This is a genomic window from Streptomyces montanus (assembly GCF_005786655.1).
Lineage (GTDB): Bacteria > Actinomycetota > Actinomycetes > Streptomycetales > Streptomycetaceae > Streptomyces > Streptomyces sporangiiformans.
The window spans coordinates 1-23,686 of record NZ_VBZC01000098.1 but is presented as its reverse complement, the minus strand read 5'-3'; the positions used below and the strand labels follow the sequence as shown (position 1 = coordinate 23,686).

Genomic DNA, 23,686 nt, shown 5'->3' with positions numbered 1-23,686 from the left:
CCCGTGACGGCGGCCGCCGCGAGAAGCGCGCCGCGCACGGGGACCGTGCCCGCGACCGCGGCGCCCAAGCCGTCTGGGCGGGCCGGCGGAACTCCGGTACGGGCGGCGAGGGTGAGCGCGAGCCGGGCGGCGCCCGCCGAGACGACGGCCGCGCAGGCACCCCGGGTCCACGAGGACTCGTACGCCTGGAAGAGCGCCGCTGTCTGGGCGAGCAGGACGAAGAGCAGGGTGATGACGCCGAAGGGGCCGATGTCCGACTGCTTCATGATGCGCAACGCGTCCTCGGCGGGCTTGCCGCTGCCGAGGCCGTCCGCGGTGTCGGCGAGGCCGTCGAGGTGAAGTCCACGCGTGAGCACGGCGGGTATCGCCGCGGTGGCCACGGCGGCGAGCAGCGGGCCGGCCCCCAGGAGCAGGAGCAGTACGCCCGCCGCTGCCGCGCACAGGCCCACGACCACACCGGCGACGGGCGCGCACAGCATGCCCGCGCGGGCGGCCTCACGGTCCCAGCGGGACACCGTCACGGGGAGCACGGTGAGCGTGCCGAAAGCGAAGCGGAGGCCGTCCGGCCAGGGAGTCGCGGAGGTGTGAGACACGGGCGCAGGGTATGCCACGGCGGGCGGCGGACCGGATCCGGTCGCAAGATGGCTCCATGGGTGACTGGTGGTATCGGAACATCGTCGAGCCGGGGAAGCTGCCGCTGCTGCTGGCGCTCGGGTCGTTCGTGCTGACATTCGTGATCACGCGGGTCATCACCCGGCTCATCCGCGCGGGCAAGGGCCCGTTCCGCAACGTCAGCACCGGCGGCGTGCATGTGCACCACGTCGTCCCCGGAGTGCTCCTGACCGTCGCCGGAGGCTTCGGCGCCGTGGCCAGTGGACGCAGCGGAGTCGGCCCGATGGTGTGCGCGGTGATCTTCGGGATGGGCGTGGGCCTGGTGCTCGACGAGTTCGCGCTGATCCTGCACCTCGACGACGTCTACTGGACCGAGGAGGGCCGCAAGAGCGTCGAGGTCGTGGTGGTCACGGCGGCCATGGTGGTTCTGCTGCTCGGCGGCTTCCTGCCCTTCGGGGTCAACGGTGTCGACGATGACGAAACGCAGGGCCGCGGGGGCGTCGCGCTGACCGTGGCCGTGAACTTCTTCTTCGCGCTGCTCGCCCTGACCAAGGGCAAGGCGCGTACCGCGATCTTCGGCATCGTCATCCCGTTCGTCGCCCTGGTCGGGGCGATCCGCCTCGCCCGGCCCGGCTCCCCGTGGGCCAAGCGCTTCTACCGGAGCCGCCCGCGCGCCCGGGCCCGCGCCAGACTGCGCGCCTTCCACCACGACCGCCGCTGGACCGGACTCAGCCGCCGGGTTCAAGACGCGATCGGCGGCAGACCGGACCAGGAACCCGCCCGCGTGCCCGAACGCCGCTGACGCAACTCCGTGCCCCCGCACAGCACCAGCACCGCCGCGATGGCCGCGAGGTGTTCCTTGCCCGCGAGGTTCTCCTTGAGGAGCACCTCGGCGACCATCGACGAGACGACCAGCCCCGCCGTCGCGTACGCCCGGTGGCGACAGCACACGAAGACGGCCAGCCCGACCACCGCCGCCGACGGGCCGGTGTCCACGACATACGCGTCCGAGGCGGGCAGCCCGAGCGGGACGTCGGGGCCGAGCCGGATGCCCACGCGGGCGTACAGCGTGCCGGCCAGTGTCGCCGCGTACGCGACGAGCAGAGTGCGCCGCCGGCCCAGACAGAGCTCGGCGATCCCGAACACGACGAGGATCTGCAGCAGTCCGCCCCAGGCGGGCAGATCCAGCGCCGGAACGAAGAGGGACAGCGGGGTGCGCAGCAGGGACAGCCACAGGGGGTCCTCGGCCCGTACGCCGCCGACGGCCTGCACGAACCCGTGCCCCCACGGCTGCGTGTCCACGTAGTGGAGGAACGCCGTCAGGAAGACCGCGGCCACGGCCACGGGCATCGCCCTCCGTCGCCAGTCGGCCCCTCCGGCCCGTACGGCGTCGTACAGCGGCCCCCACTCGGTCCGCACCAGGAGGGCTGTGGTGGTCGTCGGGAAGGTGCTCATCTCGTCGGCTCCGGGTGCTCGCGGCGTGCGCACCTTCGAAGACGGAGCGGAGCACGGCGAAGTTGAGCGCCCCCTGAGTGATTGCGATCTCGGGGGCGGGCCGTGCGTACTTTCAGCCCTGCGAGCCCTCGGAATTCCTCGAGTCCGCCGAGTCCGCCGAGTGCGCCGAGTCCGCCGAGCCCTCGGAGCTCTCGGAGTCGTCTGACTCCATCGCCTCCACTGCCTCCATCGCGTCCGCCGCGTCCTTCGGCTCCTCCTGGCCGGAGGTCTCCGGGAGCTCTGCCGCCAGTGCGGCGGCGGCCTGCACCAAGGGCAGGGCGAGCAGCGCGCCCGTGCCCTCGCCGACCGTGACCCCGTGGTCGAGCAGAGGTTCGAGGGCCATGCGGTCGAGCGCCTTCGCCTGGGCGGGCTCCCCGCTGTTGTGGCCCGCGAGCCACCAGTCGGGTGCGCGGAAGGCGACCCGCTGCCCGACCAGGGCACACGCGGCGGCCACGACGCCGTCGAGGATCACCGGCGTCTTGCGTACCGCGCTCTGCAGCAGAAAGCCGGTCATCGCGGCGAGATCGGCGCCGCCCACCGCCGCGAGCAGCCCCAGCTGGTCCCCGAGGACGGGGCGGGCGCGCCGCAGCGCGTCGCGTACGGCCGCGCACTTGCGCATCCAGGCCAGGTCGTCGATCGGGCGCCCTCCGCGCCCGGTGACCACGGACGCGTCGGTCCCGCACAGCGCGGCGATCAGTACCGCCGCGGCCGTCGTCCCCCCGACGCTCACATCCCCGAGGACCACCAGGTCGGTCCCGGAGTCCGCCTCCTCGTCGGCGACGGCGACTCCCGCGCGGAACGCCTGCGCCGCCTCCTCGGCGGACAGCGCGTCCGCCACGTCGATCCGTCCGGAGCCGCGCCGCACGCGGTGCCGTACGACCTCGTCCGGCAGCGTCCCGGGATCGCAGTCGAGCGCCATGTCCACCACCCGAACGGGCACGCCGAGCCGCCGGGCCAGCACCGACACGGGGCTGGAGCCGTCGAGTACGGCCCGCACCAGCTCGTCGGCGGTGCCCACGGGCCGCGCCGACACGCCGAGTTCGGCAACCCCGTGGTCACCCGCGAACAACACCACACGCGGCCGCTCGATCGCCCGCACCGGCACGGCGGACTGGGCGGCCGCCAGCCACTCAGCGATTTCGTCGAGGCGTCCGAGAGACCCGGGCGGCACGATCTGCCGCTCCCGGCGCGCTTCGGCGTCACGCCGCACGGCACCGTCGGGACGCTCGATCAGGTCGGAGAAGTCGTCGAGATTAAGCGAGCTCATTCGCCGAACAGTACCGGCAGGGGTCGTACCCGGTCCGTGACGGGCGGTCATATGCGGTGGCCCTCGCCTGCCCCCTCAGTCACGCCGGTCACACAGTGTGAATCATTGGTTCCATGGCGTCATTGCATCCGTGATCGTGATCCCTTACGTTCCGGTTTGCAGTGGATTGTCATACCGGCAGGAGCAGCCCATGCCCCCCACGTCCCCTCCCACGCCGCGGCTCCAAGAACCGCGCGGACCCGACTGCCCCTGGTGCGGATCACAGCGCCCGCGCACCCGGCTGCGCTCCTCGGGCCGGCTCCGGCACAAGCCCGCCACCTCGGCCTTCGTCGTCGACGCGTGCGAGGACTACGCCCACTACCCCCATCGCCACGAGGCCGCGGCCCGCGCGATGCTCCCGTACCCCGAGCCGGAGAGCTGGCTGGACGTCGGCACCGGCTACGGCCACTTCCCGGCGGTCGCCAAGGAAGTACACCCGTACACGTCCTTCGACGGTCTCGACCCGACCCCGCGGGTCGAGAAGGCACAGGCGGCGGGCCGGGTCGAGGAGGCACACCAGGGCCGGCTGCCCGACCTCGTCGACCGGCTGCGCGGCCGCTACGACGTGGTGAGCATGCTCCACCACCTGGCACACAGCCCCGACCCGCGCGAGGAGTTGCGCGCCGCGCTCGCCGTGCTGCGCCCCGGCGGGCATCTGCTGATCGAGGGCTCGGACCCGGACTGCGCGTTCGGCGCGCTGCTCGGCAAGTGGTGGGCGCCGTACGGCCAGTCGCGGCATCCGCACCTCATGCCGCTGGGCACCCTGCTCGACGAACTCGACGATCTCGGCTGCACGGTCGTCGCCACCGACCGCCGCGAGCCGCACGTCCCGTACGACCTCGCCGGCGCCCTCGCGCTGGCCGTCGGACGCCGCCTGCCGACCCGGGCCCGCACGCCCCTGCTGGCCTCCACTCTCGCCCTGGACCACGCGCTGGCCCCGCTCCTGCGCCGTACCCGCTTCTCGAACGCGTACCGGATCATCGCCCGCCGGAACGCGCAGGCGCCGGCCCTGTAGCCCTGTAGTTCGGTAGCTAGGTAACCCTTCAGCCTTTGAGGGCGAGCGCCTGCCCCGCCACCACCAGCAGCACGTGCTCGCACTCGGCCGCGAACGCCGTGTTCAGGCGGCCGAGTTCGTCGCGGTAGCGGCGACCGGAGGGGGTCGCGGGGACGATGCCGGAGCCGACCTCGTTGGAGACGGCGACCACGGTGCGACGGGTCTCGCGGACGGCGGACGCCAGCTCCTCGACCCGTGTCCGCAGGGCGCGTTCACCGCCGCCGGCCCACTCGTCGTCGTCCCAGGCGCCGACGGCGTCCATCGCGTCGGTCAGCCACAGGGACAGACAGTCGATGAGCAGGGGCGGACCGTCCTTCTTCAGGAGCGGGACCAGGTCGCACGTCTCGGTGGTCTGCCAGGAGCCGGGGCGCCGGTCGCGGTGGGCGTGCACGCGGGCCGCCCACTCGGTGTCCCCGTCACGGGCTCCGCCGGTCGCCACGTACAGCACGTCAGGGAAGGCCTCAAGCCGCCGCTCCGCCTCCACCGACTTCCCCGACCGCGCCCCGCCGAGCACCAGCGTCCGGCGCGGTACGTCGGGCACGCTCTCGTACACCCCGACGATCAGCGTCGCCCCGTCGCGCACCGCCCGTGACCCCGCGGCCGCGAGCCGCCGCCGCAGCTCCGGGCCCGGCGGCACGTCGTGGTCGATGTGCGCGGCGATCACGTCCGTCGTGGGGCCGATGGCCCCGACCGTGCGCAGCCGGGCCAGCGCGTCCGGCCGCCCGAGGACGTCGGCCACCACCATGTCGTACGCCCCGCCCGTCCCGTCGAGCCCCGACGGCGCCGCGCCCGGCGGCAGATACAGCAGGCGTTGCCCGTCGGGTCCCGTCACCTCGTATCCGGTGCCGGGCGCGTCCAGCGGCATCGCCCGCACCCGATGGCCGGTGAGCAGTGCCAGCTCCCGCCCGTCCGGGACCCGCCCGGGCTGCGGCAGTCCCGCCGGCACCTCGACCGCGGGGCCGTTGTGGGGATGCGACAGCAGCACCTGACGTACGCCGCCCAGCGAGCGCCCGGCACGGGCGGCCGCGAACGCGGCGCCGGGTGTGAGGTCGAGCAGCAGCGTGCCGTCCACGAGAAGCGCGGTCGCAGCCCGCGCCTCCCCGCCGAGCGCGGCCGCGCAGACCGCACAGGGACAGGCGGGGCGGGGCAGTCCCGCGGGGGCACCGGTGCCGAGCAGAGTTATGTCCACGGGGCCGATTTTTCCGCCTCCGCACACCTCGTGCGCGACAGGGGCGCCCTTTCAGCGCCCCGTAGGGGCGCGGGGCTGCGACACTGCGCGGCTCCGCCGCGTGGGCGCGCCCAGCCCCCACGCACCCGCACCCAACACACACTTCACCGACCTGCACCTTTGAACACCGAACCCCGAGCGGAGCGCCTAGGCTTCGGGCTAGGACGAGTCCGATCTTGCTCGGTACTTTTTGGGAGGCTGACATGGCGGCATGGACGTGGCGGTTCGAGAAGGCCGACGGGGCGGAGGTCCAGCCCGCGGTGCTGCCCGAGGAATTCACCACGCAGGGAGATGCCGAGTCCTGGGTCGGTGAGCACTGGAAGGAACTGGCCGACGGGGGAGTGGACCAGGTGCGGCTGTTCGAGGACGCCACCGAGATCTACGGCCCGATGAGCCTGCACGCCGAGGCCTCGTAGGGCATACAGGCCTACAGGCCGTGGCCGCGACCGTACGAACGGTCGCGGCCACTGTGTATGCGCGTGTGTGCAACCGCGGCGTCAGCCGCGTACCCCGCACAGATGCAGCAGCGCCGCCACGCCCCGATAGGGATCGGTCCGCCCGGCCCGCTCCTCGACGGCCAGCAGGGCTTCCAGGTCCTCCGGAACCGCCGCGTCGTCGGCGGCCGTGTCCGTGAAGACCCGCACCCCGTACCAGGCATGCAGCGGCGCCCCGATCCCGGCGAGCGTGCCGGTGAGCGTGGCGAGCCGGTCCGCGCGGACGTCGAGGCCGAGGCGGTTCGTATAGGCGTTGGTGTCGAACGAGGCCAGCGCACCGGCCCAGTCACCCGCGAGGCCCGGCCGCATCGCCAGCGCGTCCCCGTTCCGCACGAGCAGGGACAGCAGCCCGCCGGGGGCCAGCATCCGGGCCAGCCCGGCGAGCAGCGCGTCAGGTTCCTCGACGTACATCAGCACGCCGTGGCACAACACCACGTCGAAACTGCCCGGCAGGAAGTGGACGCCGGTGTCCCGCCCGTCGCCCTCGAGGAGCCGCACCCGACTGCGGATCCCCTCCGGTTCGGTGGCGAGAGCCTCGCGGGCCGCGGCGACCATCGTCGAGTCCTGCTCGACCCCGGTGACCTTGTGTCCGGCCCGCGCCAGGCGCAGCGCCTGCGTGCCCTGGCCCATGCCCACGTCGAGCACGCGCAGCCGCTGTCCCACGGGAAACCGCGCGGCTATCTGCTCATCCAGCTGCCGGGCCACCAGTTCCTGGCGTACGACATCACGCAGTGCGCCGAGCTTGCTCAGCCACGCGTCCGCGGCCCCTCCTGTGAAAGGTGCCGCGCTCAGGGCCGCTCTCCGCGCTTGACCTGCGGCTTCGGCAGCCGGAGGCGACGCATCTGGAGGCTGCGCATCAGCGCGTAGGCGACCGCGCCACGCTTGGACTCGTCCGGGTAGCGCTCCTTCAGCTGCTTCTTCAGGCGGATCGCGATGCCGATCGAGTCGACCACGATCAGCACGATCACGAGAAGCCACAGCAGCAGCGCGATGTTCTGCAGCTGCGGGATCCGGACCATGCTCAGTACGAGGATGACCACCGCCAGCGGCAGGAAGAACTCGGCGACGCTGAACCGCGAGTCGATGAAGTTGCGCGCGAACTTGCGCACCGGACCCTTGTCACGGGCGGGCAGATAGCGCTCGTCGCCGCTGGCCAGCGCCTCGCGCTGCTTCGCCAGCGCGGCGCGCCGCTCGTCGCGGCCGCGCTTGGCCGCTTCCTTGCGCGACGTCGGCGTATTGGCGACGCTGCGGCGCTGGGTCTGGGCCTCACTGCGCTTGGGCGTGGGGCGCCCCTTGGGGGCCTGCGGGTCACGGGGCTGCTTGGAGTCGGTCAGCGCCTTGTCGGCGGGGGCCTTCTCATCCTTGGCACGGCTACGGAACACAAAACCCAAGGGTACGGGGTGCGGGCGCATGGACCACAGCCCAATGGGGAACGATCCGGCAACACCGGTCGTCTGTAGGGGGACAGAGAGGGCGTTGCCGACGGTTCGCCCGGATGGGCCTGAGGTAATCCCGACGTTGTCCCGTATCCAACCCTGGGGGGCACCTACTCCCTACGCCGGAGCGGTGTCGCCCACAGTCGTCCTTGGGGATGAGCGCATCAGTCCCCGAACAGTGCGGTAATGGATGCAGGGCCCGTACTGTGGGTTCTGATGCAGTCGCTGGAGCTGGAGTCCGTCAGAAGGGGGCGCGCGAAGCCCATGAGCGGTGTCATGAAGCGTATGGGGATGATCTTCCGCGCGAAGGCGAACAAGGCCCTTGACCGGGCCGAGGACCCGCGCGAGACCCTCGACTACTCGTACCAGAAGCAGCTGGAGCTGCTGCAGAAGGTGCGCCGCGGAGTCGCCGATGTGGCGACCTCCCGCAAGCGCCTGGAGCTGCAGCTGAACCAGCTCCAGAGCCAGTCCTCGAAGCTGGAGGACCAGGGCCGCAAGGCCCTCGCCCTCGGTCGTGAGGACCTGGCCCGTGAGGCGCTGTCGCGCCGTGCCGCGCTTCAGCAGCAGGTCACCGACCTGGAGACGCAGCACCAGACCCTCCAGGGAGAGGAGGAGAAGCTCACGCTCGCCGCCCAGCGGCTGCAGGCCAAGGTCGACGCCTTCCGTACGAAGAAGGAGACCATCAAGGCCACGTACACCGCTGCCCAGGCGCAGACCCGGATCGGCGAGGCCTTCTCCGGGATCTCCGAGGAGATGGGCGACGTCGGCATGGCCATCCAGCGCGCCGAGGACAAGACGGCGCAGCTGCAGGCCCGGGCCGGCGCCATCGACGAGCTGCTCGCCTCCGGCGCCCTCGACGACTCCTCCGGGCTGGCCAAGGATGACATCCAGAGCGAGCTGGACCGCCTCTCCGGCGGCACGGACGTGGAGCTGGAGCTCCAGCGCATGAAGGCCGAGCTGGCCGGCGGTTCCTCCTCGTCCCAGCAGGCGATCGAGGGCGGTCCGGGTCAGAATCAGGCCCAGGGCCAGTCCCAGGACCAGCCGCAGGATACTCCTCGCTTCGACAAGCAGTAGTCCCGTCGCCTAGGAGGGCGTCATGATCGTAAGGATCATGGGGGAGGGGCAGGTGAGGCTGGACAACGCCCACTTCACCGAGCTGAACAAGCTGGACGACGAGCTTCTGGCGGAGATGGAGTCCGGTGACGAGGAGGGCTTCCGGCGCACGCTGGGGGCGCTCCTGGAGGCGGTACGTCGTCTCGGCACGCCTCTCCCCGACGCCTCCCTCGAACCCTCCGAACTGATCCTCCCGTCCCCCGAGGCGACCTTGGAAGAGGTTCGCGAGATGCTGAGCGACGACGGCCTGATCCCCGGCTGACCAGCGCGTTTCTCGCCCCCGCCGCCCCTACCCGTCCCATCCCCTGGGGCTCCGCCCCAGACCCCGCTCCTCAAACGCCGGAGGGGCTGGGTGTTTCAGCCCGTCCGGCGTTTGAGGACGAGGCCGCAAGGCCGATAAGGGGGTCTGGGGGCGCAGCCCCCAGGGATGGGACGGGTAGGGGCGGCGGGGGCGAAAAACCCCCGGTACCCGGCCCGCGCACGGCACCGCGTACCCCTCCCACCAGTTCCGCCCCCGGCAGGGGCCCCGTACGGTAAGCGCGTGAGCACACTCGAGCGCACCCGGGACCGGCTGCGGGCGTACCCGCTGGTCGTGGACGGGGCGTTGGCGGCAGGCGTCCTGACGTGCATGGTGGTGGCGTCGTTCGCCGCCCCGGACGGCCACGGCGGGAAGACCTGGGGCACGCGAGAACCGGACGCGATCGGCCTCATCCTGATGGCGATGGCCGCTCTCACCCTGGTCCCGCGCCGCCGCGCCCCCATGGCGGTGCTCGCCGCGACGGGCGCCCTCTCCCTCCTGGAATTCGCGACCGGCGACCCGCGGGCCCCCGTGGTGATGTCCGCCGTGGTCGCTCTCTACACGGTGGCTTCGACGACAGACCGGCCCACGACATGGCGGGTCGGACTGCTCACCATGACCGTCCTGACCGGGACCGCGATGCTCGTCGGCCCCCTGCCCTGGTACGCCCAGGAAAACCTCGGCATCTTCGCCTGGACGGGTATGGCCTCCGCCGCGGGCGACGCGGTGCGCAGCCGCCGCGCCTTCGTGCACGCGATCAGGGAGCGCGCCGATCGCGCCGAGCGCACCCGTGAGGAAGAGGCCCGCCGCCGGGTGGCCGAGGAGCGGCTGCGGATCGCCCGGGATCTGCACGATGTCGTCGCCCACCACATCGCGCTCGTCAATGTGCAGGCCGGGGTCGCCGCCCACGTCATGGACAAGCGCCCCGACCAGGCCAAGGAGGCGCTCGCCCACGTCCGCGAGGCCAGCCGCTCCGCGCTCAACGAACTCCGCGCCACCGTCGGTCTGTTGAGGCAGTCCGGCGATCCCGAGGCCCCCACCGAACCGGCCCCCGGCCTGGACCGCCTCGACGAACTCGTCGGCACTTTCCGCAACGCGGGCCTGCCCGTCGAGGTGGCCCGCACCGACCACGGCACCGCCCTGCCGGCCGCCGTCGACCTGGCCGCGTACCGGGTCATCCAGGAAGCCCTCACCAATGTGCGCAAGCACGCGGGTGCCAAGGCGAAGGCCGAGGTCAGCGTCGTACGCGTGGGGCCGAACGTGGAGATCACCGTGCTGGACAACGGGCCGGGCGACAACGCGGCGACCCCGCAGGACGCGCAGGACGCGCAGGACGCGCAGGACGCGCAGGACGGGCAGGACGGGAACGGGGGGCACGGACTGCTCGGCATGCGCGAGCGGGTCACCGCGCTCGGCGGCACCTGCACGGCCGGACCCCGCTACGGAGGCGGCTTCCGGGTCCATGCGATCCTGCCCGTCAACAACGGCACCGTGGGCGCGGCGTCCACCACCAGCGCGTCCACGACCACCGGGTCAACGACCACCGCGTCCACGAACAAGGCGTCCACCACCGCGGCACGCCCGACCACGGCATCCACGGGGGACCCCGCATGACCATCCGCGTCCTGCTCGCCGACGACCAGGCGCTGCTGCGGAGCGCCTTTCGCGTCCTGGTCGATTCCGAGCCCGACATGGAGGTCGTGGGGGAGGCCTCGGACGGCGCGGAGGCGGTGCGGCTGGCGCGCGACGAACGGGCCGACGTCGTCCTGATGGACATCCGTATGCCCGGCACCGACGGCCTTGCCGCCACCCGGATGATCAGCGCCGACCCGGGCCTGGCCCATGTACGCGTGGTCATGCTGACGACCTTTGAGGTCGACGAGTACGTGGTGCAGTCGCTGCGGGCCGGGGCCTCCGGTTTCCTCGGCAAGGGCTCGGAGCCCGACGAACTGCTGAGCGCCATCCGGGTGGCGGCGGGCGGTGAGGCACTGCTGTCGCCGGCGGCCACCAAGGGACTGATCGCCAGGTTCCTCGCGCAGGGCGACGGAGCGGACGAGGACCGGGACCCGGCCCGCGCCGAGCGGCTAGAGGCGTTGACCGGGCGGGAGCGCGAGGTCCTCGTCCAGGTCGCGGGCGGGCACTCGAACGACGAGATCGCCGAGCGGCTGGAGGTCAGCCCGCTCACGGTCAAGACACACGTCAACCGGGCCATGGCCAAGCTGGGCGCCCGCGACCGGGCCCAACTGGTCGTCGTCGCCTACGAGTCCGGGCTGGTACGTCCAAGGGTGGACTGAGCCCGGCCCGGGCCTACTGCGCCTGGAGTATGCGTCGCATAAGGAATGGGCCTGCGGGGCGACGGATCAGTGGTCGTGGGTGGCTCAAGGTGTAGGGGTGGGCGCTCACTTGTGCCCTCACCGCCGCTCCCGCAACAGAAGAGAGATCCCCCACCCATGTCCTGGCTGTCCAGGTTCAGCCTCGCGCAACGGGCCCTCGTAGGGCTGATGTCGATCATCGCGCTCGCCGTCGGAGCGGTCGCGATCCCCCAGCTCAAGCAGCAACTGCTGCCCACCATCGAACTTCCCATGGTCTCGGTGGTGGCGCCGTACCAGGGCGCGGCTCCCGACGTGGTCGAGAAGCAGGTCGTCGAACCCATCGAGGACAACCTCGAATCGGTGGACGGCATTACGGGCGTCACCTCCACCGCCAGCGAGGGCAACGCCCTGATCATGGCGTCCTTCGACTACGGCAACGACACCAAGCAGCTCGTCGCCGATGTCCAGCAGGCCGTCAACCGGGCCCGCGTCCAGCTCCCGGACGACGTGGACCCGCAGGTCGTCGCCGGTTCCACGGACGACATGCCGACCGTCGTGCTCGCCGTCACCTCCGACAAGGACCAGCAGGCCCTCTCGGACCAACTCGACCGCACGGTGGTGCCCGAGCTGCGGGAGATCGACGGCGTCGGCCAGGTCACGGTCGACGGCGTACGGGATCTCGAGGTCACGGTCACACCCGACGACGCCGAGTTGGCGCGCGCCGGGATCTCGCCGGGCGTCCTCGGCCAGGCCCTTCAGGAGGGCGGCGCGACCGTCCCGGCCGGCTCGTTCGACGAGGACGGCAGCAACCGCACCGTCCAGGTCGGCGGCGGCTTCACCTCCCTCAAGCAGATCCAGAACCTGATGGTCACCGGCGAGGGCGTCAAGAAGCCCGTACGCCTCGGTGACGTCGCCACGGTCGAGGAGCAGCCCGCCAAGGCGGAGTCCATCACCCGCACCGACGGGAAGCCCAGCCTCTCCGTGGCGCTGACGATGGACCACGACGGCAGCGCCGTCGCCATCTCCGAGGCGGTCCAGGACAAGCTGCCCGGCCTGCGCGGGGACCTCGGCTCGGGCTCGTCGATCACCGTCGTCAGCGACCAGGGCCCGGCGGTCTCCAAGTCCATCGACGGCCTCACCACCGAGGGCGCGCTCGGTCTGCTCTTCGCGGTCCTGATCATCCTGGTGTTCCTGGCGTCGATCCGCTCGACCCTCGTCACGGCGGTGTCGATCCCGCTGTCGGTGGTCCTGGCGCTGATCGTCCTGTGGACCCGGGACCTCTCGCTCAACATGCTGACCCTCGGCGCGCTGACCATCGCGATCGGCCGTGTCGTCGACGACTCGATCGTGGTCCTGGAGAACATCAAGCGGCACCTCGGCTACGGCGAGGAGCGTCACGAGGCGATCCTCAAGGCGGTCCGCGAGGTCGCCGGCGCGGTCACCTCCTCCACCCTGACGACGGTCGCCGTCTTCCTCCCCATCGGTCTGACCGGCGGCATGGTGGGCGAGCTGTTCGGCTCGTTCAGCCTGACGGTGACGGCCGCGCTGCTGGCCTCGCTGCTCGTCTCGCTGACGGTGGTACCGGTGCTCTCGTACTGGTTCCTGCGCGCTCCCAAGGGCACGCCCGAGGACGCCGACGAGGCGCGCCGCAAGGCCGAGGAGAAGGAGGCCCGCAGCCGCCTCCAGCGCTCGTACGTCCCTGTCCTGCGGTTCGCCACCCGGCGCCGCTTCACCAGCGTGGCGATCGCGGTGGTCGTCCTCGTCGGTACGTTCGCCATGGCGCCGCTGCTGAAGACGAACTTCTTCGACCAGGGCGAGCAGGAAGTCCTCACCGTCAAGCAGGAGTTGAAGCCCGGCACCAGCCTGGCCGCGACCGACGCGCAGGCCAAGAAGGTCGAGAAGATGCTCGACGGCGTCGACGGCGTCGAGGACTACCAGGTCACGATCGGCTCGTCCGGGTTCCTGGCCGCGTTCGGCGGGGGCACGGACAGCAACCAGGCCTCGTACACGGTCAAGGTCGCGGACTCGGCTTCGTACGAAGACGTCCAGGACCGGATCGAGGAGGGGCTGGGCAAGCTGTCCGGGATCGGTACGACGACGATCGCGGCCGGTGACGGTTTCGGCTCCCAGGACCTGAGCGTGGTGGTCAAGGCCGCCGACGCGAAGGTGCTGCGCGAGGCGGCGGAGGAGGTGCGGGACGCGGTCGCCGGGCTCGACGACGTCAAGGACGTGACGAGCGACCTCGCGCAGTCCGTGCCGCGGATCTCCGTCAAGGCCAACGACAAGGCCGCTGCGGCCGGGTTCAACGACACCACCCTCGGCGCCGCCGTCGCCCAGGCGGTGCGCGGCACCACCAGCGGCAAGGCGCTCCTGGACGACACCGAGCGGGACGTGGTGATCAAGTCGGCGAAGCCGGCCCGGACGCTGGACGAGCTGAAGAAGCTCCCGATGGGGCCCGGTGTGAAGCTCGGTGACATCGCCACCGTCGAACTGGTCGACGGTCCGGTCTCCATGACCAGGATCGACGGGCAGCGCGCCGCCACCATCTCGGCGAAGCCGGCGGGCGACAACACGGGTGCGGTGAGCGCCGACCTCACGTCGAAGCTCGACGCGCTGAAGCTGCCGGACGGCGCGACGGCGGAGATCGGCGGTGTCTCCCAGGACCAGGACGACGCGTTCGCGTCTCTCGGCCTGGCGATGCTCGCGGCGATCGCGATCGTCTTCATGTTGCTGGTCGCGACCTTCCGGTCCCTTGTCCAGCCGCTGATCCTGCTGGTGTCGATTCCGTTCGCGGCGACGGGCGCGATCGGTCTGCTGGTCGCCACGGGTACCCCGATGGGTGTCCCGGCGATGATCGGCATGCTGATGCTCATCGGCATCGTCGTCACGAACGCGATCGTCCTGATCGACCTGATCAACCAGTACCGCAGGCAGGGTTACGGAGTCGTCGAGGCCGTGCTGGAAGGCGGCCGCCACCGGCTGCGGCCGATCCTGATGACGGCACTGGCGACGATCTTCGCCCTACTTCCGATGGCCCTGGGGGTCACCGGCGAGGGCGGCTTCATCGCCCAGCCCCTGGCGGTGGTGGTGATCGGCGGTCTGATCACGTCGACGCTGCTGACCCTCCTCCTGGTGCCCACGCTCTACGCGATGGTCGAACTCCGCAAGGAGCGCCGGGCCAAGAAGAAGGCGGCCAAGCGGGCGAAGAAGGCGGGCATCGCGCCGCAGGCCGAATCGGAGTCCGGCGCATCGGAGTCCAGCGAATCGGAGTCCGGCGAGCTGGCGCCGGCACAGGTCTGACCGGTCCGTACGTACTACCCGACAAGGGGCGCCCCTCAGCCAGAGGGGCGCCCCTTGTCACGTATGCACAACCCGGGTTACGGAAGCGCCAGCATCCGCTCCAGGGCCAGCTTCGCGAACTGCTCGGTCTCCCGGTCGACCTCGATGCGGTTCACGAGGTTGCCCTCGGCGAGGGACTCCAGGGCCCAGACGAGGTGGGGGAGGTCGATGCGGTTCATGGTGGAGCAGAAGCAGACCGTCTTGTCGAGGAAGACGATCTCCTTGTCCTCGGCGGCGAAGCGGTTCGCCAGGCGGCGTACGAGGTTCAGCTCCGTACCGATCGCCCACTTGGAACCGGCGGGCGCCGCCTCCAGGGTCTTGATGATGTGCTCCGTGGACCCCACATGATCGGCGGCGGCCACGACCTCGTGCTTGCACTCCGGGTGCACGAGCACGTTGACGCCCGGGATCCGCGCGCGCACGTCCTCCACGCTCTCCAGCGAGAAGCGCCCGTGCACCGAGCAGTGGCCGCGCCAGAGGATCATCTTCGCGTCGCGCAGCCGCTCGGCGGTCAGGCCGCCGTTCGGCTTGTGCGGGTTGTAGACGACGCAGTCGTCGAGCGACATCCCCATGTCCCGCACCGCGGTGTTCCGCCCCAGGTGCTGGTCGGGCAGGAAGAGCACTTTTTCGCCCTGCTCGAAGGCCCACTCCAGGGCACGCTTGGCGTTCGACGACGTGCAGATCGTGCCGCCGTGCTTGCCCGTGAACGCCTTGATGTCCGCGGACGAGTTCATGTACGAGACCGGCACGACCTGCTCGGCGATCCCGGCCTCGGTCAGTACGTCCCAGCACTCGGCGACCTGCTCTGCGGTGGCCATGTCGGCCATGGAGCAGCCGGCCGCGAGGTCGGGCAGGACCACCTTCTGGTCGTCGGAGGTCAGGATGTCCGCCGACTCGGCCATGAAGTGCACACCGCAGAAGACGATGTACTCGGCCTCGGGCCGCGCTGCCGCGTCCCGGGCCAGCTTGAAGGAGTCCCCGGTGACATCCGCGAACTGGATGACCTCGTCGCGCTGGTAGTGGTGGCCGAGCACGAAGACCTTGTCTCCGAGCTTCTCCTTGGCCGCGCGGGCACGCTCCACCAGGTCCGGGTCGGACGGCGAGGGCAGGTCACCGGGACACTCGACACCCCGCTCGCTCCTGGGGTCGGCCTCACGGCCGAGCAACAGCAGGGCGAGGGGCGTCGGCTGTACGTCGAGCTCCTGGGTCTGGGCGGTGGTCACGGCACGCACCCTTTCTGTTCTGCGGCTCGCTTGAATCACCTGGAACGATCAAGCGGAACAAGCCTTTTCGTCGAAATGACGCGATCTATCATAACCGCTTCACGTCACGTTGACGATGCCCATAACGTCGATGTGACGTGAATCCCGATGGTGCTCCGACGGGGTTGTCCACAGGACGTTTTCCGCTCGCAATCGCATGTGCGAGCATGAGGAGGGAGAAAAGAGAACCGAAAGACGCGCGCTCGGCCCGGAATGAATCCGCGGCCCCGTCGGTTGCACCCGTCGGCAAGCAGTCTCCGTACAACCCGGGAGAGAAGCAGATGTCCGTATCGGACGAGACCACCACCGTGAGCGACGGCATCCTCCTGTCGGACGCCGCCGCGGCCAAGGTCAAGGCCCTGCTCGACCAGGAAGGCCGCGACGACCTGGCGCTTCGCGTCGCTGTTCAGCCCGGCGGCTGCTCCGGCCTGCGGTACCAGCTCTTCTTCGACGAGCGCTCCCTCGACGGCGATGTCGTCAAGGAGTTCGGCGGCGTGAAGGTCGTCACCGACCGTATGAGCGCTCCGTACCTGGGTGGCGCCTCCATCGACTTCGTGGACACCATCGAGAAGCAGGGCTTCACGATCGACAACCCGAACGCGTCGGGTTCCTGCGCCTGCGGCGACTCCTTCAACTGAGCCTGAGACCCGTCTGCGGAAGCATCCAGTGACGCAGAAAGGCGGCGCCCCCTCCGACGGGGCGCCGCCTTCGCGCATCCTCGGCCACGCACGAGCCATGTACGCGCGGCCGAGGATCCACGCCTGTGTGCTGCTTGTGGGCTACTTGGCCGGCGTCTTGGGCAGATCCTTCTCCAGCGGCAGCGCCTTGCCGTCCGTGCCGACGACCTCGCGGTCCCCGAGCGGCTCCTTGAGCTCGACCGTCTTGTGGAAGGTCTTGGCAATCATGATGCAGACCTTGCCCTTCCACGGCTTCTCGGTCACCCGGACCGTGACGGTGTCGCCGCTCTCCTTCGCCGACGCCGAGTAGTCGCTGCACACCCCGCCCGTGAAGCGCACGGTCAGCTTCTTGCCGTCCGCGCTGTAGCCCTCGACCTTGACGTCCCGCTCCGTCGGCGCCGTGCTCGGCTCGTCCCCGGGCTCATCCGGCTTCCCCGACTCACTCGGCCGCGGACTCGGCTCGGTCGCGCCGCCACCCGGCTGCTCCGGAGCGGTCAGATACTTCGGCTCGACCGCCGGATGCGTCACCGTGAAGCTTTCCTTGGCCCCCTCGGGCCGTACCTCGAAGAGCCAGGACGGCACCAGCGCCTGCCGTCCGTCCACGAAGTGCGACGCCAGACCGAAGGTGGCGCCTTCGACGACGACCGCGTCGGACTTGGGCCCGGCCTTCGAGGGCGTCCGCTCGCACGGCGCCTCGTTCTTGTCCTTCGTGGGGACGGAGGCGGTGCACCCGCCGATGCCCACGCGCCCGCCGCCCGCTCCGGACTCGTTCAGCAGGTCGAGTGTCTTCCGCGCGCCGAGGACGGGATACGTGTCCCCCTTCACCGGCTTCTTCAACTCGCCGTTGCCGCCCACCACTTGACCGTCCGCGCCGACCTGGACACTGGTCGTCCAGCCGTACGTCGGCAGCCCGCCGAACTCCGGATCGGCGTTCACCACCCGGATGGCGCCCACGAGCTCGCTCACGTCGAGCTTCGCGTCGTCCTGGCCGATCGCCTTGAGGACGGGGGCGGCGGCCTTCTTCGCGGCGTCCACGCTCACCGGATCGCCCTCGGCGTCCGCGGAGCCCTGGGAGTCCTGGGAGCTCTGGGAGTCCTGGGAGCCCTGCGGGTCCTGGGGGGCCTTGGGGGTCCCGCCGCTCGCGCAGACAGTGGTGCTTCGGCAGTCGTCGGTGCCGGGCGCGAAGCGGCTGAACGTCCATATGCCCGGCGCCTTCTTGTTCACCTGGAGACTCGGACCGGAACCGTCCTTGGTGCCCCCGACCTTCCAGGCGTCACCCGCCGCCGTCGGCTTGCCCTCCACATCGAGGGCCTTCGCCAGCGCGGCCACCTCGGCGGCCGTGACCTCGCCCTTCGCGCGGTAGACCGGCGCGGACGAGGGGCCGTCGGGCAGCTTGCCGTCGGCCCGGTACGTCACGCCGTTCGGGTCGGGCTCGCCGGGCGCGATGCCGTTCGTGCCGCTCTCGGTGTAGCCGTCCAGGGCGAGCGGCGGCGGAGTGCCGTCGCCTCCCGGTGTACCGGAGCCGCCCCGGTCGTCGCCGCCACCGGACGCCGTCGTGGCGATGTACGCCCCGCCGCCCCCGATGAGCAGCACGGCGGCCGCGACCGAGGCGACGGCCACCGGGGTACGCCGCCGGCGCGGCCGGACCGCTTCGTCATCGGGTCGCTCGGTGTTCACCGCATCGCTCCTTCTACCGCACCGCGGTCCCATGAGACCCGGCCCCGAACCAGGTCAGGGCACATCAGGGTCGTATCCGGTATCCCCTTTACGGGGGACAGCCATGGGACGCGGCGGGGGAGCGCATGGTTCCCTGCGGGCGCCTTTTCTCCGCGGGCGCCCTCTCCGTGCGGGCGCCTCGCCCTGCGTGCGCCCTTTCTGGTCGCCTCCCTAGTCGCCGTACTCGGACATCGCGTCCAGGAGCCGCGCGGAGGTCTGGGGGACGGTCACGCCGTGGATGAGTGACGGAGACACCGGGCGGGGAGTGATCCGGGCGGGTGCGGTCCAGTGCGGCACCATCCGGGCGCAGTCACCGCGCAGCTCCGCGAGGCCGCCTTCGGGGTCGAGCGGAGCGGGGCCGTGGATCTTGAGGTTCGTCATAACGAAACCGTATGCACCGTGAGCCCTACGAAAAAAGCCCTACTATCGGGTAGTTCTGCCCGGAAGTGGAGGTGGGGATCGACTCGACAGCAGGGGCCGACCCGATAGCGTGAACTGTCAATGCCCCTCCTCGCAGGAGTGTGTTCCTAGCCGTGCGTATCGCAGTCACCGGCTCCATCGCCACTGATCACCTCATGACCTTCCCCGGCCGTTTCTCGGACCAGCTGGTCGCGGACCAGCTGCACACGGTCTCCCTGTCCTTCCTGGTCGACAACCTGGACGTACGCCGGGGCGGCGTGGGCGCGAACATCGCCTTCGGCATGGGCCAGCTCGGCTCCTCGCCGATCCTGGTCGGAGCCGCGGGCGCCGACTTCGACGAGTACCGGGCCTGGCTTGACCGGCACGGCGTCGACACCGAGTCCGTACGTATCTCCGAGGTGCTGCACACCGCGCGCTTCGTCTGCACGACGGACGCCGACCACAACCAGATCGGCTCCTTCTACACCGGTGCCATGAGCGAGGCCCGGCTCATCGAGCTCAAGTCGGTCGCCGACCGCGTCGGCGGGCTCGACCTCGTGCTCATCGGCGCGGACGACCCCGAGGCGATGCTCCGGCACACCGAGGAGTGCCGCTCGCGAAAGATCCCGTTCGCGGCCGACTTCTCCCAGCAGATCGCGCGCATGGGCGGCGACGAGATCAGGATCCTGCTGGACGGGGCGACGTACCTCTTCTCCAACGAGTACGAGAAGGGGCTCATCGAGTCCAAGACCGGCTGGTCGGACGCCGAGATCCTCGCCAAGGTCGGCCACCGCGTGACCACCCTCGGCGCGCGCGGCGTACGCATCGAGGCCGTCGGCCAGGACCCGGTCGAGGTCGGTGTCCCCGAGGAGACGGGGAAGGCGGACCCGACGGGTGTCGGCGACGCGTTCCGCGCGGGCTTCCTCTCGGGCCTGGTCTGGGGTGTCTCGCACGAGCGCGCCGCCCAGGTCGGCTGCATGCTCGCCACGCTCGTCATCGAGACCGTCGGCACCCAGGAGTACGAACTCCGCCGCACCCATTTCCTGGACCGCTTCACCAAGGCGTACGGCCATGAGGCGGCGGCGGAGGTCCAGACGCACCTCGTGTAGGCGGTAGAAGTGTGTGGGGGGGTGGGGCACCGCGCGTACTCCACCCCCCCTCACGTCACCCGCTCACGACAGCCGCCGCACCACGTACGCCGCGCCCCGCTCCTCCGGCTCCTCCCCGACGTACTCCTGCCCCCGCATCGCGCACCACGCCGGGATGTCCAGGCGGGCCGCCTCGTCGTCGGAGAGGACGCGGATCGTTCCGCCGGGGGGTACGTCGCCGATCACCTTGGCGAGCTCGATGACCGGGATGGGGCAGCGCTTGCCCAGGGCGTCCACGACGAGGGTGTCCTCGGCGGCGGGCGCCTTCGGTGCGTGGACCGGCGCGCCCAGCTTCTCGCGGACCGCCGAGACCACGCCCGGCAGCACCTCCAGGAAGCGATCCACGTCCTCCGAGGGTGTGCCCGGCGGCAGTGACACCCGGACGTTGCCCTCGGTCAGCACCCCCATGGCCTTCAGGACATGGCTGGGCGTCAGCGTGCTGCTGGTGCAGGACGATCCGGACGACACGGAGAAACCCTCGCGGTCCAGCTCGTGCAGCAATGTCTCTCCGTCGACATAGAGACAGGAGAAGGTGAGCAGGTGGGGGAGCCGGCGCACCGGGTCGCCCACCACCTCGACATCCGGGACCAGTTCCGGCACCCGCGCACGGATCCGGTCCGTCAGTTCCCGCAGACGGGCCGACTCGGCGGCCGCCTCCGCGCGTACGGCACGCAGTGCGGCCGCCGCGGCGACGATCCCCGGGATGTTCTCGAAGCCGGGAGCACGTCCCGACTCCCGTTCGTCGACGGGGCCTTGAGGGGCGTACCGAACTCCCTTGCGTACGACGAGAAGTCCGACACCGGGTGGTCCGCCCCATTTGTGGGAACTGCCCGTCAGGAGGGACCAGTCGCCCTCGACCGGCCCCCAGGCCAGCGACTGCGCCGCGTCGACCAGGAGGGGTACACCCGCCTCGCGGCATGCGGCGGCGACCGCGGCGACCGGCTGCTCCGTGCCCACCTCGTGGTTGGCCGACTGGAGGCAGGCGAGCGCGGTGTCGGGACGGAAGGCGGCGGCGTACGCGTCGGAGGAGACCGCGCCCGTGCGTGAAACGGGCACTTCGGTCACCGAGCCGCCCTCGGCCTGGTGGACCGAGGCCGCGTGAAGCACAGAAGAGTGTTCGACGGCGGACACGATCAGGTGGCGTCCGACTCGGCGGCGCCCGGCCAGCGCCCCGGTGATCCCGGAGTGGACGGCCCGTGTACCGGAGGAGGTGAAGACCAGCTCGTCCGGGCGGCAGCCCACCGAGTCGGCGGCCGCCTCGCGCGCCGCGTCGAGCAGCAGCCGGGCGCGTCGGCCCTCGCGGTAGAGGCGGGCGGGGTCGGCCCACCCCTCGTCGAGCGAGGCCTGCAGGGCCTGCCGGGCGACGGGGTGCAGGGGGGTGGAGGAGGCGGCGTCGAAGTAGGACACATCCCCAACGCTAGCGCTCCGCTGGGGGTGGGGTACGGGGGTGGGGCGCGTTGTTCGTACGGAAGGTGCGGGTTGTTCGTGGCTGGTCGCGCCCACGCGGCGGAGCCGCATATGTCGCTGCCCCGCGCCCCTTACGGGGGCGCTGTTGGAGCCGCGTGGTGTCATGGCATTCCGTGTGCGGAATGGGTTGGTCCGGCTCTTTGAGGAGTCGGGCGGCGCGTTGGGTACCCTCCCCGCGTGACCTCAAATTGCGTCCAGTAGGGTTTGGTCCGCATAAACATCCAAACCCCTGCCCGACGCAGGGCGGCGACCGACCAGCGAGAAGGCCGCAGCCAACAGCGCGGGCGAGACTCTCGGGAAGGCGCTACGTGAGTCCCAACGGCTCCGACCGCTCGCCGCGGCGCCCGATGCGGCGGAAGCTGCTGCAGGCACTGACTGCGGGCCTGGTCCTGGCGACCGCCACCGGTTGCACATACAAGGATTTCCCCCGCCTTGGTATGCCCACCCCCACCACGGAAGAGGCTCCGCGAATCCTCTCCCTGTGGCAGGGTTCATGGGCGGCCGCACTCGCCGTCGGCGTGCTCGTGTGGGGCCTGATCCTGTGGAGCGTCATCTTCCACCGGCGAAGCCGCACCAAGGTCGAGATCCCCCCACAGACCCGGTACAACATGCCGCTCGAGGCGCTGTACACCGTGGTCCCGCTCATCATGGTCTCGGTGTTCTTCTACTTCACCGCGCGGGACGAGGCGAAACTCCTCGACACCGCCAAGAAGCCGGACGTCACGGTCAACGTGGTCGGCTTCCAGTGGAGCTGGTGCTTCAACTACGTCGAGAACGTGCCAGGTTCCACCGGTGACGCGAAGACCGACAAGAACCTGGACGCGATCCCGAACAAGTGGAAGAACCAGTTCCCGGCCAACGCGGGCGGCGTCTACACCTGCGGCACCCCCGGTGAGCGGAACCCGCAGACCAACAACCCCGGCCCGACCCTCTGGCTCCCCAAGGGCAAGACGGTCCGCTTCGTCCTCACCTCGCGTGACGTCATCCACTCCTTCTGGGTGGTGCCGTTCCTGATGAAGCAGGACGTCATCCCGGGCCACACCAACGCCTTCCAGGTGACCCCCAACCGTGAGGGCACCTTCCTGGGCAAGTGCGCCGAACTGTGCGGCGTCGACCACTCCCGGATGCTCTTCAATGTGAAGGTCGTCTCTCCCGAGCGCTACGAGGCCCACCTCAAGGAGCTCGCCGAGAAGGGCCAGACCGGTTACGTCCCGGCCGGCATTGAGCAGACGGAAGCCGAGAAGAACCGGGAGACGAACCAACTGTGAGCATCCTCAACGAACCTCAGGGTGCCGCCGCGGCTGAAGACTCGTACGAGAACGAGCTGCCGGTGCGGCGCAAGCAGCCCGGTAACGTCGTGGTCAAGTGGCTCACCACCACGGACCACAAGACGATCGGCACGCTGTATCTGGTCACGTCGTTCGCGTTCTTCGTCATCGGCGGCGTGATGGCCCTGCTGATGCGTGCCGAGCTGGCCCGTCCGGGCAACCAGCTCATGACGAACGAGCAGTTCAACCAGGCGTTCACGATGCACGGCACGATCATGCTGCTGATGTTCGCGACGCCGCTGTTCGCCGGCTTCACCAACTGGATCATGCCGCTGCAGATCGGCGCTCCGGACGTCGCCTTCCCCCGGCTGAACATGTTCGCCTACTGGCTGTACCTGTTCGGCTCGACGATCGCGGTCGGCGGCTTCCTCACCCCGCAGGGCGCGGCCGACTTCGGCTGGTTCGCCTACTCCCCGCTGTCCGACGCGGTCCGCTCACCGGGCATCGGCGCCGACATGTGGATCATGGGTCTGGCGTTCTCCGGCTTCGGCACCATCCTCGGCGCGGTCAACTTCATCACTACCATCATCTGCATGCGCGCCCCGGGCATGACCATGTTCCGCATGCCGATCTTCGTGTGGAACGTGCTGCTGACCGCCGTGCTGGTGCTGCTCGCCTTCCCGGTGCTGGCCGCCGCGCTGTTCGCGCTGGAGGCGGACCGCAAGTTCGGCGCACACATCTTCGATGCGGCCAACGGCGGCGCGCTGTTGTGGCAACACCTCTTCTGGTTCTTCGGCCATCCAGAGGTGTACATCATCGCCCTGCCGTTCTTCGGGATCATCTCCGAGGTGATCCCGGTCTTCTCCCGCAAGCCGATGTTCGGCTACACCACCCTGGTCGCCGCGACGATCGCGATCGCCGGTCTGAGTGTGACGGTGTGGGCGCACCACATGTACGTCACCGGCGGGGTGCTGCTGCCGTTCTTCTCCTTCATGACGTTCCTCATCGCCGTGCCCACGGGTGTGAAGTTCTTCAACTGGATCGGCACCATGTGGAAGGGGTC

Annotated in this window: 22 protein-coding genes; 12 read left to right on the top strand and 10 right to left on the bottom strand. The window is 70.5% G+C overall.

Features of this window, described 5'->3' with window-relative positions:
• Positions 1 to 593, bottom strand: a 593-nt coding sequence (locus FE633_RS44370) for an adenosylcobinamide-GDP ribazoletransferase (RefSeq protein WP_246114118.1), incomplete at its 3' end; no start/stop codon positions are given.
• A 56-nt stretch (positions 594 to 649) separates the two neighbouring features.
• Here FE633_RS44370 and FE633_RS44365 point away from each other — a divergent pair.
• Positions 650 to 1,414: a hypothetical protein gene (locus FE633_RS44365; protein WP_138050841.1), complete on the top strand. Its 765-nt coding sequence runs from the start codon at positions 650 to 652 to the stop codon at positions 1,412 to 1,414.
• On the opposite strand, the gene FE633_RS47625 is transcribed toward FE633_RS44365, so the two are convergent.
• Together FE633_RS47625 and cobT are read right to left on the bottom strand one after the other, a co-directional pair.
• Positions 1,354 to 2,067 carry a hypothetical protein gene (locus tag FE633_RS47625; RefSeq protein WP_171060384.1) on the bottom strand — a complete coding sequence of 238 codons (714 nt, stop codon included), beginning with the start codon at positions 2,065 to 2,067 and terminating at the stop codon, positions 1,354 to 1,356. The genes FE633_RS44365 and FE633_RS47625 overlap by 61 nt on opposite strands.
• Positions 2,068 to 2,179: 112 nt before the next feature.
• Positions 2,180 to 3,373 carry a nicotinate-nucleotide--dimethylbenzimidazole phosphoribosyltransferase gene (cobT, locus tag FE633_RS44355; RefSeq protein WP_138050839.1) on the bottom strand — a complete coding sequence of 398 codons (1,194 nt, stop codon included), beginning with the start codon at positions 3,371 to 3,373 and terminating at the stop codon, positions 2,180 to 2,182.
• Positions 3,374 to 3,563: 190 nt separating this feature from the next.
• On the opposite strand from cobT, the gene FE633_RS44350 reads away from it, so the two are divergent.
• The gene (locus FE633_RS44350) at positions 3,564 to 4,427 is read left to right on the top strand and encodes a class I SAM-dependent methyltransferase (RefSeq protein WP_138050838.1); all 864 of its coding nucleotides are present in this window, start codon (positions 3,564 to 3,566) and stop codon (positions 4,425 to 4,427) included.
• Positions 4,428 to 4,455: 28 nt separating this feature from the next.
• Here the strand turns inward: FE633_RS44350 and FE633_RS44345 are convergent, their stop codons facing one another.
• Entirely contained in the window at positions 4,456 to 5,655 is a 1,200-nt protein-coding gene (locus FE633_RS44345) for a bifunctional adenosylcobinamide kinase/adenosylcobinamide-phosphate guanylyltransferase (RefSeq protein ID WP_138050837.1), read from the bottom strand.
• A gap of 242 nt (positions 5,656 to 5,897) precedes the next feature.
• On the opposite strand from FE633_RS44345, the gene FE633_RS44340 reads away from it, so the two are divergent.
• Positions 5,898 to 6,110, top strand: a complete 213-nt coding sequence (locus tag FE633_RS44340; protein ID WP_119104880.1) for a hypothetical protein — start codon at positions 5,898 to 5,900, stop codon at positions 6,108 to 6,110.
• An 81-nt stretch (positions 6,111 to 6,191) separates the two neighbouring features.
• Here FE633_RS44340 and FE633_RS44335 read toward each other — a convergent pair whose 3' ends face one another.
• Positions 6,192 to 6,893: a class I SAM-dependent methyltransferase gene (locus FE633_RS44335; RefSeq protein WP_138050836.1), complete on the bottom strand. Its 702-nt coding sequence runs from the start codon at positions 6,891 to 6,893 to the stop codon at positions 6,192 to 6,194.
• Positions 6,894 to 6,976: 83 nt separating this feature from the next.
• Positions 6,977 to 7,600: a DUF3043 domain-containing protein gene (locus FE633_RS44330; RefSeq protein ID WP_119104878.1), complete on the bottom strand. Its 624-nt coding sequence runs from the start codon at positions 7,598 to 7,600 to the stop codon at positions 6,977 to 6,979.
• A gap of 288 nt (positions 7,601 to 7,888) precedes the next feature.
• Here FE633_RS44330 and FE633_RS44325 point away from each other — a divergent pair, with 288 nt between their 5' ends.
• The 5 genes from FE633_RS44325 to FE633_RS44305 all read left to right on the top strand — a co-directional run bounded on the left by FE633_RS44325 (position 7,889) and on the right by FE633_RS44305 (position 14,647).
• Positions 7,889 to 8,698: a PspA/IM30 family protein gene (locus FE633_RS44325; protein ID WP_119104888.1), complete on the top strand. Its 810-nt coding sequence runs from the start codon at positions 7,889 to 7,891 to the stop codon at positions 8,696 to 8,698.
• Between the two features lie 22 nt (positions 8,699 to 8,720).
• Complete coding sequence (pspAA, locus tag FE633_RS44320) at positions 8,721 to 8,999, top strand: PspA-associated protein PspAA (RefSeq protein WP_138050835.1); 279 nt, start codon at positions 8,721 to 8,723, stop codon at positions 8,997 to 8,999.
• 279 nt (positions 9,000 to 9,278) lie between these two features.
• Positions 9,279 to 10,649, top strand: coding sequence for a sensor histidine kinase (locus FE633_RS44315; protein ID WP_171060383.1), 1,371 nt, complete (start codon positions 9,279 to 9,281; stop codon positions 10,647 to 10,649).
• Positions 10,646 to 11,329: a response regulator gene (locus FE633_RS44310; protein ID WP_138050833.1), complete on the top strand. Its 684-nt coding sequence runs from the start codon at positions 10,646 to 10,648 to the stop codon at positions 11,327 to 11,329. Before FE633_RS44315 ends, FE633_RS44310 begins: the two co-directional genes overlap by 4 nt.
• A 156-nt stretch (positions 11,330 to 11,485) precedes the next feature.
• A complete protein-coding gene (locus FE633_RS44305; protein ID WP_138050832.1) occupies positions 11,486 to 14,647 on the top strand; it encodes an efflux RND transporter permease subunit in 3,162 nt (1,053 codons plus the stop codon).
• 77 nt (positions 14,648 to 14,724) lie between these two features.
• Here the strand turns inward: FE633_RS44305 and nadA are convergent, their stop codons facing one another.
• Entirely contained in the window at positions 14,725 to 15,909 is a 1,185-nt protein-coding gene (nadA, locus tag FE633_RS44300) for a quinolinate synthase NadA (protein ID WP_138050831.1), read from the bottom strand.
• A gap of 320 nt (positions 15,910 to 16,229) precedes the next feature.
• On the opposite strand from nadA, the gene FE633_RS44290 reads away from it, so the two are divergent.
• Positions 16,230 to 16,586: a HesB/IscA family protein gene (locus FE633_RS44290; RefSeq protein ID WP_119104832.1), complete on the top strand. Its 357-nt coding sequence runs from the start codon at positions 16,230 to 16,232 to the stop codon at positions 16,584 to 16,586.
• A gap of 141 nt (positions 16,587 to 16,727) precedes the next feature.
• On the opposite strand, the gene FE633_RS44285 is transcribed toward FE633_RS44290, so the two are convergent.
• Positions 16,728 to 18,302, bottom strand: coding sequence for a hypothetical protein (locus FE633_RS44285; RefSeq protein WP_246114117.1), 1,575 nt, complete (start codon positions 18,300 to 18,302; stop codon positions 16,728 to 16,730).
• 210 nt (positions 18,303 to 18,512) lie between these two features.
• Entirely contained in the window at positions 18,513 to 18,722 is a 210-nt protein-coding gene (locus FE633_RS44280; RefSeq protein WP_119104831.1) for a hypothetical protein, read from the bottom strand.
• Between the two features lie 152 nt (positions 18,723 to 18,874).
• Here FE633_RS44280 and FE633_RS44275 point away from each other — a divergent pair, with 152 nt between their 5' ends.
• Entirely contained in the window at positions 18,875 to 19,849 is a 975-nt protein-coding gene (locus FE633_RS44275) for a carbohydrate kinase family protein (protein ID WP_138050829.1), read from the top strand.
• 63 nt (positions 19,850 to 19,912) lie between these two features.
• Here the strand turns inward: FE633_RS44275 and FE633_RS44270 are convergent, their stop codons facing one another.
• Positions 19,913 to 21,295 (bottom strand): cysteine desulfurase/sulfurtransferase TusA family protein, encoded by a 1,383-nt coding sequence (locus FE633_RS44270; protein ID WP_138050828.1) that lies wholly within the window; start codon positions 21,293 to 21,295, stop codon positions 19,913 to 19,915.
• A 368-nt stretch (positions 21,296 to 21,663) separates the two neighbouring features.
• On the opposite strand from FE633_RS44270, the gene ctaC reads away from it, so the two are divergent.
• The gene (ctaC, locus tag FE633_RS44265; RefSeq protein WP_138050827.1) at positions 21,664 to 22,623 is read left to right on the top strand and encodes an aa3-type cytochrome oxidase subunit II; all 960 of its coding nucleotides are present in this window, start codon (positions 21,664 to 21,666) and stop codon (positions 22,621 to 22,623) included.
• A partial coding sequence (locus tag FE633_RS44260) for a cbb3-type cytochrome c oxidase subunit I (protein WP_171060382.1) occupies positions 22,620 to 23,686 on the top strand: 1,067 nt, incomplete at its 3' end. The genes ctaC and FE633_RS44260, both read left to right, overlap by 4 nt.

Excerpts from the sequence above, each read along its gene's own strand:
- FE633_RS44365 (WP_138050841.1), top strand. The coding sequence starts at position 650 with ATGGGTGACTGGTGGTATCGGAACATCGTCGAGCCGGGGAAGCTGCCG.
- FE633_RS47625 (WP_171060384.1), bottom strand. The coding sequence starts at position 2,067 with ATGAGCACCTTCCCGACGACCACCACAGCCCTCCTGGTGCGGACCGAG.
- cobT (WP_138050839.1), bottom strand. The coding sequence starts at position 3,373 with ATGAGCTCGCTTAATCTCGACGACTTCTCCGACCTGATCGAGCGTCCC.
- FE633_RS44350 (WP_138050838.1), top strand. The coding sequence starts at position 3,564 with ATGCCCCCCACGTCCCCTCCCACGCCGCGGCTCCAAGAACCGCGCGGA.
- FE633_RS44340 (WP_119104880.1), top strand. The coding sequence starts at position 5,898 with ATGGCGGCATGGACGTGGCGGTTCGAGAAGGCCGACGGGGCGGAGGTC.
- FE633_RS44330 (WP_119104878.1), bottom strand. The coding sequence starts at position 7,600 with ATGCGCCCGCACCCCGTACCCTTGGGTTTTGTGTTCCGTAGCCGTGCC.
- FE633_RS44325 (WP_119104888.1), top strand. The coding sequence starts at position 7,889 with ATGAGCGGTGTCATGAAGCGTATGGGGATGATCTTCCGCGCGAAGGCG.
- pspAA (WP_138050835.1), top strand. The coding sequence starts at position 8,721 with ATGATCGTAAGGATCATGGGGGAGGGGCAGGTGAGGCTGGACAACGCC.
- FE633_RS44310 (WP_138050833.1), top strand. The coding sequence starts at position 10,646 with ATGACCATCCGCGTCCTGCTCGCCGACGACCAGGCGCTGCTGCGGAGC.
- FE633_RS44305 (WP_138050832.1), top strand. The coding sequence starts at position 11,486 with ATGTCCTGGCTGTCCAGGTTCAGCCTCGCGCAACGGGCCCTCGTAGGG.
- FE633_RS44290 (WP_119104832.1), top strand. The coding sequence starts at position 16,230 with ATGTCCGTATCGGACGAGACCACCACCGTGAGCGACGGCATCCTCCTG.
- FE633_RS44280 (WP_119104831.1), bottom strand. The coding sequence starts at position 18,722 with ATGACGAACCTCAAGATCCACGGCCCCGCTCCGCTCGACCCCGAAGGC.